The 13,070-nt window shown below is 66.4% G+C and carries 11 protein-coding genes; 5 read left to right on the top strand and 6 right to left on the bottom strand.

The window, feature by feature from the left end:
- Window positions 1-29: 29 nt before the first annotated feature.
- The 4 genes from LPA35_RS15500 to purU all read right to left on the bottom strand — a co-directional run bounded on the left by LPA35_RS15500 (window position 30) and on the right by purU (window position 4,286).
- Entirely contained in the window at window positions 30-590 is a 561-nt protein-coding gene (locus tag LPA35_RS15500) for a hypothetical protein (RefSeq protein ID WP_228897590.1), read from the bottom strand.
- Window positions 591-733: 143 nt separating this feature from the next.
- Window positions 734-2,239: an FAD-linked oxidase C-terminal domain-containing protein gene (locus tag LPA35_RS15495; RefSeq protein WP_228897589.1), complete on the bottom strand. Its 1,506-nt coding sequence runs from the start codon at window positions 2,237-2,239 to the stop codon at window positions 734-736.
- Window positions 2,240-2,507: 268 nt separating this feature from the next.
- Window positions 2,508-3,416: a LysR substrate-binding domain-containing protein gene (locus LPA35_RS15490; RefSeq protein WP_055398416.1), complete on the bottom strand. Its 909-nt coding sequence runs from the start codon at window positions 3,414-3,416 to the stop codon at window positions 2,508-2,510.
- A 21-nt stretch (window positions 3,417-3,437) separates the two neighbouring features.
- The gene (gene purU, locus LPA35_RS15485; RefSeq protein ID WP_121507789.1) at window positions 3,438-4,286 is read right to left on the bottom strand and encodes a formyltetrahydrofolate deformylase; all 849 of its coding nucleotides are present in this window, start codon (window positions 4,284-4,286) and stop codon (window positions 3,438-3,440) included.
- Window positions 4,287-4,338: 52 nt separating this feature from the next.
- Here purU and LPA35_RS15480 point away from each other — a divergent pair, with 52 nt between their 5' ends.
- Window positions 4,339-6,651 carry a bifunctional diguanylate cyclase/phosphodiesterase gene (locus LPA35_RS15480; RefSeq protein WP_228897588.1) on the top strand — a complete coding sequence of 771 codons (2,313 nt, stop codon included), beginning with the start codon at window positions 4,339-4,341 and terminating at the stop codon, window positions 6,649-6,651.
- A gap of 1 nt (window position 6,652) precedes the next feature.
- On the opposite strand, the gene LPA35_RS15475 is transcribed toward LPA35_RS15480, so the two are convergent.
- Complete coding sequence (locus LPA35_RS15475; RefSeq protein WP_228897587.1) at window positions 6,653-7,537, bottom strand: ChaN family lipoprotein; 885 nt, start codon at window positions 7,535-7,537, stop codon at window positions 6,653-6,655.
- Between the two features lie 73 nt (window positions 7,538-7,610).
- Here LPA35_RS15475 and LPA35_RS15470 point away from each other — a divergent pair, with 73 nt between their 5' ends.
- From LPA35_RS15470 to LPA35_RS15455, 4 genes are all read left to right on the top strand, one after another.
- Entirely contained in the window at window positions 7,611-9,596 is a 1,986-nt protein-coding gene (locus LPA35_RS15470; protein ID WP_228897586.1) for a type IV pili methyl-accepting chemotaxis transducer N-terminal domain-containing protein, read from the top strand.
- Complete coding sequence (locus tag LPA35_RS15465) at window positions 9,593-10,363, top strand: response regulator (RefSeq protein WP_228897585.1); 771 nt, start codon at window positions 9,593-9,595, stop codon at window positions 10,361-10,363. Before LPA35_RS15470 ends, LPA35_RS15465 begins: the two co-directional genes overlap by 4 nt.
- 285 nt (window positions 10,364-10,648) lie before the next feature.
- The gene (locus LPA35_RS15460) at window positions 10,649-11,065 is read left to right on the top strand and encodes a globin domain-containing protein (RefSeq protein ID WP_228897584.1); all 417 of its coding nucleotides are present in this window, start codon (window positions 10,649-10,651) and stop codon (window positions 11,063-11,065) included.
- 130 nt (window positions 11,066-11,195) lie between these two features.
- Window positions 11,196-11,567, top strand: coding sequence for a hypothetical protein (locus LPA35_RS15455; protein ID WP_218299041.1), 372 nt, complete (start codon window positions 11,196-11,198; stop codon window positions 11,565-11,567).
- Window positions 11,568-11,692: 125 nt separating this feature from the next.
- Here LPA35_RS15455 and LPA35_RS15450 read toward each other — a convergent pair whose 3' ends face one another.
- Window positions 11,693-12,799 (bottom strand): helix-turn-helix transcriptional regulator, encoded by a 1,107-nt coding sequence (locus LPA35_RS15450; protein ID WP_228897583.1) that lies wholly within the window; start codon window positions 12,797-12,799, stop codon window positions 11,693-11,695.
- Window positions 12,800-13,070: the final 271 nt, after the last annotated feature.

Raw genomic sequence — 13,070 nt, 5'->3', positions numbered from 1 at the left:
GGACACCGAGGCTTTAGTTCAACGATGAGCTAGCCCTCATCGCCGCGCCTCCAAAGAATGGACTGGACGGCATCATCGAAGTCGACCAGCGTATGCCTAGCGGCACGGATGAAAGCGACATCTTCCTTCAGTTGAATGAGGTCAACCTTTTTGTAGCGATGAATGACGCCCGCTCTCCCCGCCTGTGATTTCACCCGCACATATCCCATCTTTCGCACGTCTATCCAGTCCGCATGGGCATACTCATTTCGACGCGCTGCACACTCGGTGAGTAGCTTTCCTAGATCTCTTAGTTCATTCGGCTTCTCCGTTGCTCCCAAGATCTGTCCGTACAAGTTGAGCAGTGCTCGCGCTTTCGCTGCGTACATCATCTCTGTCAAGAACACCTCTAACCGCTCGTCTTGATACGGATCTCGGAGGATTAACTGCCGAATGAAATCCCCAATGTGATCTTCGAGAGAATTGAAGTAAACGACGATCCAACCGATCTGTGGAGCTACTTCTTCGAGATATGCCTCAAGCTCTTCGTCGCTTTCGACGAACTCGAACTCGTCTTCGGCTTCTCGACTCGAAAGGCTACGGTGCGACATAAGGGCTAGAGTAATTTATCCCGCAGAATCTGGGAGGAGGTGGAGTCTGGGCAAGCAAAGAAGGTGCGCCGCTCGACGTTTCTGGGAGCGATGCTCTCTGTAGCATTTTGGGCCTAATGGGTGTCGCCGAGGAATGGCTTCCTTCAAAACCTCGGCAAATCCGGATGCTTGATCTGCCCCCCGCGCACCAACATCTTCCCGTACTCCGCACACCGGTTCAGCGTGGGAATCACCTTCCCCGGGTTCAGCAACCCCGCCGGGTCGAACGCATGCTTGAGGCCGAACATCTGCGCGTTCTCCTCCGCAGAAAACTGCACGCACATGCTGTTGAGTTTCTCCACACCCACGCCATGCTCACCCGTCACGGTGCCGCCCATGGCCACGCTGGTTTCCAGAATCTCCGCGCCAAACAGTTCGCAGCGGTGCAGCTGGTCGGCGTCGTTCGCATCGAACAGGATCAGCGGATGCAGGTTGCCGTCGCCCGCGTGGAACACGTTGGCACAGCGCAGCTGGTATTTCTTTTCCATCTCCTGGATGGCCAGCAGGATGTCGGCCAGGCGCTTGCGCGGGATGGTCGAGTCCATGCACATGTAATCGGGGCTGATGCGGCCGCTGGCGGGGAAGGCGTTCTTGCGACCGCTCCAGAAGCGCAGGCGTTCGGCCTCGTCGCGGCTCACGCTGATGGCGGTGGCGCCCGCAGCGCGCAGCACCTCGCTCATGCGGCCGATTTCTTCTTCCACCTCTTCGGGCGTGCCGTCGCTTTCGCACAGCAGGATGGCTTCTGCGGTCAGGTCGTAGCCCGCGTGCACAAAGTCTTCGACGGCGGCGGTCATGGGCTTGTCCATCATCTCCAGCCCGGCGGGGATGATGCCCGCCGCGATCACCGCAGCCACCGCGTCGCCCGCCTTGCGCACGTCGTCAAAGCTGGCCATGATGCAGCGCGCCAGCTGGGGCTTTGGGATGAGCTTGACCGTCACTTCGGTGGTCACGGCCAGCATGCCTTCGCTGCCGATCACGGCGGCCAGCAGGTCGTAGCCGGGGGCGTCCAGCGCCTCGCTGCCAAATTCGACGGGCTCGCCTTCCACTGTGAAGCCTTTCACCTTGAGCACGTTGTGCACGGTGAGGCCGTATTTGAGGCAGTGCACACCGCCCGAGTTCTCGGCCACGTTGCCGCCGATGGTGCAGGCGATCTGGCTGCTGGGGTCGGGTGCGTAGTACAGGCCGTAGGGCGCGGCCGCCTCGCTGATGGCCAGGTTGCGCACGCCGCACTGGACCACGGCCGTGCGGCTTTCGGGGTTGATGTCGAGGATGCGGTTGAACTTGGCCAGCGACATCGTCACGCCCAGGGCGTGGGGCATGGCGCCGCCCGACAAGCCCGTGCCTGCGCCGCGCGCCACCACGGGCACCTGCAGCCGGTGGCAGACCTGCAGCACGGCCTGCACCTCGTCATACGTTTCGGGCAGGCACACCACCAGCGGGCGCTGGCGGTAGGCGGTGAGGCCGTCGCATTCGTACGGAGTGGTGTCCTCGTTGTGCCAGAGCAGTGCGTGGGCGGGCAGCACGCGGCCCAGGGCCTGGACAACCTCGGCCTGGCGCGCGGCGCGTTCGGCGGGTGTCGGGAGCGGGGCGGAAGAAGTGGCGGTGATCATGGCCGCCACTGTAGGGGATGGGGACGGGCGGGGTGTGAGGTTTTCTGCAGGTGTTTGTGAAAAACACCGAGTCGCTCACTAATTGATAGCTTCTAACGTTTGATGGACAAGCGCTGGGGCTGATTTTTGCCTGAACTTGGTGGAGGAGGGCATGGCTCGGGCGAGGGCCGCCGAGCAAGGGCCGCCCCGCAGCGAGGGCGGCGTCCCCCTTCCGGCGCAGCCGAGAGAAGGGGGAAGGCGCCAAAGGCGATTCAGGGGGATGCCTCGACTACGCCATGGTTTTGCGCAGCCACTCGGCAAACGCCGCACACTCCCACCGGTCCATCGTGCCGGTGCGCCAGCACAGGTAGTGCGCGTGCGGGCTGGCGGTGTCGGTGTCAAACAGGCGCACCAGCGTGCCGTTCTCCAGCCACGGTGCGCCCAGCTTCAGGCGCACCAGCGCTACGCCCATGCCGGCAGCGGCGCCGTCGCACATCAGGCCGATGTCGTTGAACTGCGAGCCCTCGCTGGGCTCGGCCCAGTCGAGGCCCGTGGCAGCAAACCAGGTGCGCCAGGGCTCCAGCGGGCTGCGCAGCAGGGGCACGCCCTCCAGGTCCTCGGGGCGGTCAAAGGGGCCGTGTTCGCGCACGAAGGCGGGCGAGGCCAGGGGCGTGACCACGTCGCGGGCCAGTTCTACGTGCTCCACATCGGCATAGTGGCCGGGGCCGAAGCGCACCATCAGGTCGGCGTCTTCGGCCACCACGTCCAGCAGCGGGATGGAGACCTGCAGCGCCAGGTCGATCTCGGGGTAGGCCTCGGTGAACTGGCGCAGGCGGGGGATGAGGATGGTGCGCGCGAATGTGGGCGTCACGGCCAGCTTGAGCCGCCGGCGCCCGGGCGCGGCCGCCTGGCCCGGAAAGCGCTGTAGCGCGCCCAGCCCCTCGCGCACATGGGCCAGGTAGGCGCTGCCCTCGGTGGTCAGCGAAAAATCGGCCCGGCCAAACAGCCGCACGCCCAGGATCTGCTCCAGCTGCTTGACCCGGTGGCTCACGGCGCTGGGCGTGACGCACAGCTCGTCGGCCGTCTGCGTCACGCTGCGCAGGCGGGCCAGGGCCTCAAAGGTCAGCAGGCACTGGATGGGCGGAATGCGCCGGGCTGCGCTGCTGAGGAAGGATGAGGACGGGGCTGCCGTGGCCATTGGGCAGAACGGGTTGGCGGGTTAGCGGAAGACGACGGTCTTGTGGCCGTTGAGCAGCACGCGGTGCTCGCTGTGCCACTTCACGGCGCGGGCCAGCACCTGGCTTTCGGTGTCGCGGCCCCGGGCCGTGAGGTCTTCCACGGTGTCGGTGTGGTCGGCGCGGGCCACGTCCTGCTCGATGATCGGGCCTTCGTCCAAGTCGGCCGTCACATAGTGGGCGGTGGCGCCAATCAGCTTCACGCCCCGGTCATGGGCCTGGTAATAAGGCTTGGCGCCCTTGAAGCTGGGCAGGAAGCTGTGGTGGATGTTGATCGCCCGACCGGCCAACTTTTGACATAGGTCAAGAGAAAGTATCTGCATGTAACGGGCCAATACCACCAACTCGGCCCCTTCGCCCTCGATAATCTCAAGCTGCTTGGCTTCGGCCTGGGCTTTGGTGCTGCCCGTCAGCGGGATATGGTGGAACGGCACGTTGTAGCTGGCCGCCAGCTGGTAGAAGTCGCGGTGGTTGCTGATGATGGCGCGGATGTCGATGGGCAGCAGGCCACTCTTCCAGCGGAACAGCAGGTCGTTGAGGCAGTGGCCCTCCTTGCTGACCATGAGCACGGTTTTCATGGGTGCAGCTGTTGCGTGCAGGCGCCAATGCATGTTGTAGGGTTCTGCAAACGTGGCCAGGCGGGCCTTGAGCGTTGCGTGATCGTGCTGGTCGCAGGCAAACTGAACGCGCATGAAGAACAGGCCGGTGGCGTGGTCGTTGTACTGCGCGGCTTCTTCGATGTTGCCGCTGTGCTCCAGCAAAAAGCCCGAAACGGCATGCACCAGCCCCAGGCGGTCGGGGCAGGACAGGGTAAGGATGTAGGCGTTGGTCATAGCGGTGCGATTGTCGCAGCATGGCCTGAGCGCTTGTCGAACAGGGAAATCAATGACCAATCCGGGCGATGCGTCGCGTATTGTCCCCTGGCGGGGAATGCTGCTGTACCTGGTGCTGGGGGTGGCCTGGGTGTTCGTGGGCGACGCGCTGTTGGCCCGGTGGGTGAGCGACCCGGTGCTGCTCACGCGCTTTCAGACCTGGAAGGGCTGGGGCTACGTGCTGCTGACCAGTGGGCTGGCCTGGTGCCTGCTGCGCAGCATGCGCCACGCCGAAAAGGTGCGCCTGGCCATGGCCAGGGAGCTGTCGCAGATCGTGCGCCACGTGCCGGCAGGTATCGCGCGCGCGGCGCCAGACGGGCGGTTCCTGTGGGCCAACACCCGCCTGTGTGATCTGCTCGGCGCGCCGCTGGAGCGGGTATGCAGCCTGAATGTTCGCGATGTGCTGATGGCGCCCGACCGTGACCGGGTGGCTGCCCAGTTGTCGCGCCTGCTGGCGGGCGAGATCGACCACTATGTGGGTGAACACGAATGCCTGCGTCCGGGCGATGGGCGCAAGGTGGCCGTGCTGTGCACGGTAGCGCTGGTCCCCGAGGCGGATGCCGAGCCCGCCCATATGGTCTGCGTTCTGCAGGACCTGGACGAGATCAAGGCCGCCCGCGCCGCACTCAAGAACAGCGAGGCCCGCCAGCGGCTGGCCGCCACGGTGGTGGACAACACCATGGAGGGCGTGGTGGTGACCGATGCGCAAAGCCGCATCCTGTCGGCCAACGCCGCCGTCACCCGCCTGCTGGGCTATACCGAGGAAGAACTGCTGGGCCAGACGCCGCGCGTCTTCAAGTCGGGGCGGCATGACAAGGCGTTTTACGAGGCCATGTGGGGCACATTGCGCCAGACGGGCCATTGGCAAGGCGAGATCTGGAACCGCCGCAAGAACGGCGAGGTGTTTCCGGAGCACATGTCCCTGTCGGCCGTGCGCGACCCTGCCGGGCAGATCACGCACTACGTGTGCATGTTCACCGACATTTCTGAAGAAAAGGTGCAGCAGCAGCGGCTGGAGTTCCTGGCGCACAACGATGCGCTCACGGGGCTTTCCAACCGCGCGTGGTTCGGCCACCAGCTGGAGCAGGCCGTGCTGGAGGCGCGAGCCAGTGGCGAGCACATTGCTGTGCTGCTGCTTAACCTCGACCGTTTCAAGGACGTGAACGACAGCTACGGCCATGCCACCGGTGACGAGGTGCTCAAGCACATCGCGCGGCAGGTGCAGTCAGCCTTGCGGCCGGGCGACGTGATGGGGCGGCTGGCGGGCGACGAGCTGGCCGTGGTGGCGCGCCACCTGCGCCATGCCGACGGCGCCGCTGCCGTGGCGCGGCACCTGATCACGGCCGTGGCCGAGCCCTGGCGTTCGCCCGATGGCTTTGAAGTGGTGGCGGGTGTGAGCGTGGGCATCTGCATGTTCCCTGAGCACGCGAACACCACCGAGCTTCTGCTGCAGGGCGCCCATGCGGCGGTCTATGGCGCCAAGGCGCGTGGCCGGGGGGCGTGGTGTTTCTTCCACGAGGCGATGACCCAGGCTGCGCGCGAGCGGCTGGCGCTGGAGTCGCGCCTGCGCCTGGCGCTGGCGCAGGGCCACCTGCAGATGTATTACCAGCCGCAGGTGGACATTGCCACCGGCCACATCCAGGGCGCCGAGGCGCTGGTGCGCTGGAACGACCCGGTGGAGGGCCTGATCTCGCCCGCGCGCTTTATCCCCGTGGCCGAAACCTCGGGCGTCATTGGCCCGCTGGGCGAATGGGTGCTGCGCGAGGTTTGCCGCCAGGGCCAGGCCTGGCGCCAGGCAGGCCTGCCCGACCTCACGCTCGCCGTGAACGTGTCGCCGCGCCAGTTCCACCTGACGGACCTGGCCGGTTGCGCGTCGGGCGCGCTGGCCGATTCGGGCTTCCCGCCCGAGCTGCTGGAGCTGGAGATCACCGAAACCGCCCTGGCCGAGCGCACCGAAGAGGCGCGCCAGGTGCTGATGCGCCTGCGCGCGCTGGGCCTGCGCATTGCGGTGGATGACTTTGGCACAGGGTATTCGTCGCTCGCGCAGCTCAAGCGCTTTCCGATTGATGTGCTCAAGATCGACCAGGGCTTCATCCGCGACATTCCGCAAAGCGAGGACGACATGGCCATCAGCGCCGCCATCATTGCCATGGGGCACAGCATGGGGCTGTCGGTGCTGGCCGAAGGGGTGGAGACCGACGGCCAGTTGGCCTTCTTGCGAGAGCGGGGCTGTGATGCGTACCAGGGCTATCTGTGCAGCCGGCCCGTGCCCGCCGATGACTTCGCAGCGCTGCTGCGGGCTCAGCCCGTGACTGTGGCACCGTAGGTCACGGTGCTGGGCGCGCCGGGCGCCACTTCTCGCGCAGCTCTGCACAGGCATCGCGGGGTGGCAGGGCAGGGGTTTCAATCACCGCATCCGCATCGCTTGGTTTGTTTGCTTCATTTTTGATAGCTGTTGGCGCTTTCCCAGATTGCGCCAGGGCCACTTTTGACACCAAACTGGCTGGCCAGTGGGTGGGCACTCCCAGGCTGCGCAGCACATGGCCGCCCCCAGCCACCAGCAGCACCGTCTGCCCGGGGCGCAGGGCCTGCTGGGCGGTGCGCGCCATGCTCGCGTCGCGGGCGATCTGGATGCGGGCCATGGGGGCAATTTGCGATTCCGGCAGCAGGCCGCAGTGGCCCTCGCGCAGCGCCTGGTGTTGCTGTGCCAGTGCGGGGGCGGGCAGGTGCTGGTCCCAGCGGGCCTCGCCCATCGTGGCGCGCATCTGGGCGCGCGGCAGGTTGCCACCCAGCACCGGCACGCCAGCAGCCACGGCGGCCATCACCACGGGGCCATAGGCTTTCCACGGCCAGGCGGCGTCGTTCCATTGCAAGGCGGCCTGGGCCTGGGCGTCGGTGGCGTCGCGCGGCAGGGCCTGCGTGCTGTGGCCGCTCTCGGCCATCTCCATCACCACGGCCGCCAACTGGCCTTTTGCGGCCAGCCACAACACGGTCTCGCGCTGCAGGCGCTGGTGGTCGGGCGCATCGTGCTGTTCGCCGAGCAACAGCACATCGGTGGGGAGCAGGGCCTGCAGGCGGTCGGGCCACGCAGCGAGTGGGGTGCTGGGGGGCGTGGTGCCCGTGCTGGCACAGCCTGCCAGTGCTCCCGTGGCTATCAGGGCTCCGGCCAGCAGCAGACGGGCACAGAGGTGGGTGTCGGATGATCGTTGCATGGCGCCATGCTACGCGGGTGAGACTTGACCCAGGTCAAGAGTCGGCGCAAGCTCGGTGCCTACACTGCCCTGCATGCGCACCAAGCCCACCCTGTCCACCAAGCTCCTGGCCATGGGCGCGGGTTTTTTGCTGGTGGCGCTGGCCTCCATCAGCCTCACGCTGTGGGTAACCTGGAAGCTCGAAGGCGGCGCCGCCGCTGTCAACGAGGCCGGCCGCCTGCGCATGAACATGCTGCGCATGGTGCTGGTGCTGCAGACCGAGCCCGCCGAGGCGGTGCAGGAGCGTGCCCGCCTGTTCGATGCCAGCCTGGACCTGCTGCGCACGGGCGACCCCTCACGCCCGCTGTTTGTGCCCTGGAGCGACGAGACCCGCTCGCGCTTCGAGGCCATACGCACCCAGTGGGCCCAGGCGCACAGCGGCTGGGTGACCACGTTGCCCCCCGATCGCGCGCAGACCTTGGCGCAAGCCGATGCGTTTGTGCAGCAGGTCGATGGTTTTGTGGATGCCATCGAGATCCAGATTGCAGGCTGGACGGCAGCGCTGCACCTGTTCCAGCTGTTCATGATGGCGCTGGCCATTGTTGCCGCCGTGACCTTCATGGCCGCAAGCTATCTGCTGGTCATCAACCCCGTGGCGCGCCTGCAGCAGGCCCAGGCCCGGCTGCGCCAGGGCGAACTCGGCACCCGCCTGCCGGTGGATACGGATGACGAATTCGGCCAGCTGTCGGCGGGCTTCAACCTCATGGCGCACGCATTGCAGGCATCGCACGACGACCTGGAACACAAGGTGGTGGAGAAAACCGCCAGCATCGCCGTGCAGAACCAGCGCCTCGCCGCGTTGTATGAGGTGAGCGCGCTGGCTTCCACCGCCAGCAGCCTGGAGCTGCTGGCCCAGGGCTTTGTGCAGCAGATCCGGCGCGTGGCTGGGGCCGATGCGGCGGCGGTGCGCTGGTCCAACGAGGCCAATGAACGTTATGTGCTGCTGGCCGGTGACGGCCTGCCCCGCACCATGGCCGAGGGCGAGCACTGCCTGCACACCGGCACCTGCCTGTGCGGCCAGCCCCAGGCCCAGGCGCACACGCGGGTGATTCCCATCACGCCATCAACCACCGTCGCCTTGCCACATTGCCGCGAGGCGGGTTTTGAAACCATGGTGACCATCCCGGTGCAGATGCAGCAGCGCTTGCTGGGTGAGGTGGACCTGTTCTTCCGCTCGCCCATTGAGCTGACCGACGAACTGCGCGATTTGTTAGAAGCCATGACGCGCCACCTGGCCAGCGCCATGGAAGGCCTGCGCGCCACAGCCCTGGAGCGCGAAGCCGCGGTGGCCGAAGAGCGCAGCATGCTGGCGCGCGAGCTGCACGACTCCATCGCCCAGTCGCTGGCCTTCCTCAAGATCCAGACGCAGCTGCTGCGCGACGCCGTGAACCGTGGCGACGAGGCCAAACGCGACCGCAGCATCAGCGAGCTGGATGTCGGCGTGCGCGAGTGTTATTCCGACGTGCGCGAGCTGCTCGTGCACTTTCGCACCCGCACCAACGACGAGGATATTGAATCGGCCCTGCGCGCCACGTTGTCCAAGTTCGAGCACCAGACCGGCATGGCCACCACACTGGGCATGGTGGGCCATGGCCTGCCGCTGGCGCCCGATTTGCAGATCCAGGTGCTGCACATGGTGCAGGAAGCGCTGTCGAACGTGCGCAAGCATTCGGGCGCCACGCGGGTGGACCTGCTCGTGCACCGGCACCCACGCTGGCGCTTTGAGGTGCAGGACAACGGCAAGGGATTCGACGTGGCCACCGTGCCGCCCGATTCGCTGCATGTGGGCCTGGGCATCATGCGCGAGCGCGCCCACCGCGTGGGTGCCGTGCTGCAGGTTGAATCCACCCCGGGCCAGGGCACGCGCGTGTGCATCGAGCTGCCCACGGTGACTGCTGCCACCACCATGCCCTCCCAGTCTGCACCTCCGTCCGCAGCGGCCATAGCCCCCCAAGGCGCGGCTTCTGGCGAAGAACTCACACCCGCCGTGGCCGCAGGCCGGGTGGCCACCACCGCATGACCATCACCACCGCCATCCCCTTGGCCCCCCCCGCCGGTGCGGGCCCCCAACCCCCCGCAGAGCCGCCTGTGACGCTGCTGGTGGTGGACGACCACACGCTCTTCCGCCGGGGGCTGATTGCACTGTTGGGGCAGGACGCGGGCCTGCTCGTGGTGGGCGAGGCGGGCGATGCCGCCGAGGCCCTGCGCCTGGCGCCGCAGCTGTTGCCCCAGGTGATCCTGCTGGACAACCACCTGCCCGGCGTGATGGGCGTGGACGCCATCCGGGGCCTGCGCGAAGTCTCGCCCGCCTCGCGCGTGCTCATGCTCACCGTCAGCGAAGACGGGCAGGACCTGGCCGCCGCACTGCGCAACGGCGCGCAGGGCTACCTGCTCAAGACCATCGACGGCGATCTGCTGGCCCAGGCCATCCGCCGCGCGGCCCGGGGCGAGCCCGTGGTGAGCCCCGAACTCATGGGCAAACTGGTGGCCGCGTTCCAGTCGCAAGGGGTGGCTGAAGCGGCAGCGCTCATCGCCCCAGCCGGGCCTGCCGGGGCGGGTGCGTCCACGCAGCTGCCCGAGGCTGCCAACAACGGCGCCGCGCCCCTGTCCCCGCGTGAGGAAGACGTGCTGCGCGAGATCGCGCGCGGTGCCAGCAACAAGGAAATCGCGCGCGCACTCGACATCGCCGAGACCACGGTCAAGATCCATGTGCAGCACATCCTGCGCAAGCTGGGCCTGAGTTCGCGCGTGCAGGCGGCGGTCTACGCATCGGACCGCCAGCGCTAGTGTGCAACACCACACTAGGAGTAGCGCGGCAGTGCAACCGCCGTGGTCGGCCAGGGATTTGTCGCTGACCACCCTGCGCGCGAGCCGGTGCACCTGCACAAGCGCGCCCTGCGCGAGGCCCGGCGCATGAAGCCGTCACGCCCGCTACATCGCCAATCGCACATAGCGCATAGGGCCTGTCGTCATGCAACCCCTGGGGGTGGGGCGCAGCGCGGGGGAACTTCATAGACTTCTTTCCAGTGTTCTACCTGCCACTGGCCAACGGCCGCATTGCTGAGGAAGCCTTTGATCTCCCCCGAACAAATCCATCTGGTTCGCCAGAGCTTTGCGCAGGTTGCTCCTGTCGCCGCGAAGGCGGGTGCGCTGTTCTACGCCAAGCTGTTCGCCCGCGATCCCGCTATCAGCGGGCTGTTCGCCTCGTCCGACATGAACGAACAGGCGCGCAAGCTGCTGGACATGATCGGCAGCGCCGTGCGCATGCTCGGCCAACCCGAGCAGCTGGACGCCGCACTGCGCGCACTTGGCAAACGGCACGCGGGCTATGGCGTCGAGGCCGCGCACTACGACACGGTGGGTGCGGCGCTGCTCGACACACTGGACGAAGCCCTTGGCGGCGCCTTCACCACCGCCACGCGCGAGGCATGGGGTGCCTTGTATGCCCACGTGGGCACCACCATGCGGGCGGGGGCCGCAGGGGCGTAGCGTTGCAGCGGTGGGCGGTTTGCTTGCCCGGGTGACCGATCCTTGTCTGGTTGCACGCCCCGGGGCATGATGCTTTTGTCAGCACCCGGTGCCGGGGCGCTGGCCCCCATCGATACAGGAGCAACAACGCATGAAAACCACCTCCTTGCGCCGCTTCGGCGCAGCCGTAACCCTGGCAGCAGTCTCCCTTGCTACCGTCTTCGCCTCTGTCACTGCCGTGGCCGACACCACCAAGCCGCTGCTGTTCAAGATCGTTACGGTCAAGGACGATGTCATCGTTGCCGTGCCGCCGGACGAGGCCGGTGCCCCGCGCCCCGAAGCCGCCGCCATTGGCCAGGCCCTGGCCGCCAAAGGCGCGCTCACCTTCTGGCAATACGCCACACGCAAGGCAGCCGACGGCGCACTGGAAATGGCCCCCCGCGCCAAGATCAGCGTGCTGGCGCACGACAGCCTGCGCGTGGAGCCCTACACACCAGCGGTGCGGGTTGTGCCGTTGCCGTAGTGGCGCTGGCTTGGCTGGACCTGCCCTGGTAGGGCTGAAAAAAAAGCCTAAGGGAGCGAAGCCCGGGTGCTTCTTCATGAAGCCCCTTTTGAACGGGCTCTTACCCTCGCCCCACCGGAGACTTGTCAACTGGGTGCCAGCAGACGGGCTTGCAGCTCCAGCCGGTTTTGCACCCCCAGCCGTGTGTAAATCTGGCGGCGGTGGTAGGTGGCGGTGTTGGCACTGATCCCCATGCGTTCGGCAATCTGCGCTTCGGGCAGGCCCCGCGCCAGCCAATAGGCCAGCTCGTGCTGGCGCTGCGGCAGCCCCAGCGCGCGCAGTGCGGGCAGCAGGTGCGCCACGCGCGGCACCCGGTGGGTGATCTGAATGCCCACTGCCTGGCCTTCGCCCGCTGCGGCGGCCATCTGCGTGGCGCGCAGGCTGAACCAGCCGCTGGCGTTATGCAGGTCCAGCTGGGGCAACGCAGGCGCGGGGCCACTGCGGCTGTCACCGCTGCGGCCCGAAAATTGCAGGCGCTGCAGCAGCATGTCCAACTTTGGCGGCAGCTCAGAGCGGCGATGCCAGCTCGGCCCAAAGGCCAACGCCATCAGCAGATCCGATTGTTGGGACGTCCATACCAGTCTTCCTTGGGGCGTGACTACCAGCATGGCACTGTCGTGTACCACGCTGTCCTGCGCGTCCAGCTCGCCCGGTTGCAGAATCCGCGCCAGCCACGGCTCCATCCGTCCAAACATCGCCACGTCGTCCACGTTGAAGCGTGACGAGGCGGCGCTGCGATACAGCTTGAGCGCACCCAAGCCAGCACCCTGCGGCGTGCGCAACACGAGGCTCAGGCAGTCAAACACCTCGGCGGGCCGCAACGCCAAGTTGTAGAAATCGCTGCGCAACAGCTCGCTGATGGGCACCGCCAGAAGTTGCTCCAGCACTTGCGGCCCATGGTCAAAGCGCACCGCCTCGGCAAAGTGGTGAGCGCTGCGGCGAATCACCTTGCGTTCGCTGGCTATTACCTGTGGCTCGAAGTAGGTGTGCATGGTGTCCCTCGTGATCGACGGCTCGACATACGCATCCAGCCCAACGTCGCCGCCTGGATAGAAATAGCAACCCGAGTCAAAGCCAATGAGGTGATGCAACTCATGCAAAACGGGCTCGATGAGCTGGGGCCCGTTGAAGTCAAGGCCAGCCATCTGCTGTAAGCGCGCAATGGCCTGCTGCTGAATTCGGGTGAGGGACATGAAGTGGTGTGTTTGTTTGCTGCATCGCTTCAACGCAATGCGCGTGCCCCAACGTAGCACATCGAAAGTGTCGTTTCCCAACCCCTGGGGGTGGGGCGCTGCGCAGGGGGGCTCCATAAACTTCTTTTCAGCCCAACCCCCCTTCCATTGAGGTTTTCATGCGCTCGATGAGATATCGCGCCTCAAAAGCCAACCCCCGCAGACCACGCCATGAAAAGAACCGATGTTTCCCTCGCCCCGGCCTACCACCACGCCTGCGCTGCGGGCTGCG

The organism is Acidovorax sp. Leaf73, assembly GCF_916855635.1.
GTDB classification, from domain to species: domain Bacteria; phylum Pseudomonadota; class Gammaproteobacteria; order Burkholderiales; family Burkholderiaceae_C; genus Acidovorax; species Acidovorax facilis.
This window is presented reverse-complemented; position numbering and strand designations above follow the sequence as displayed.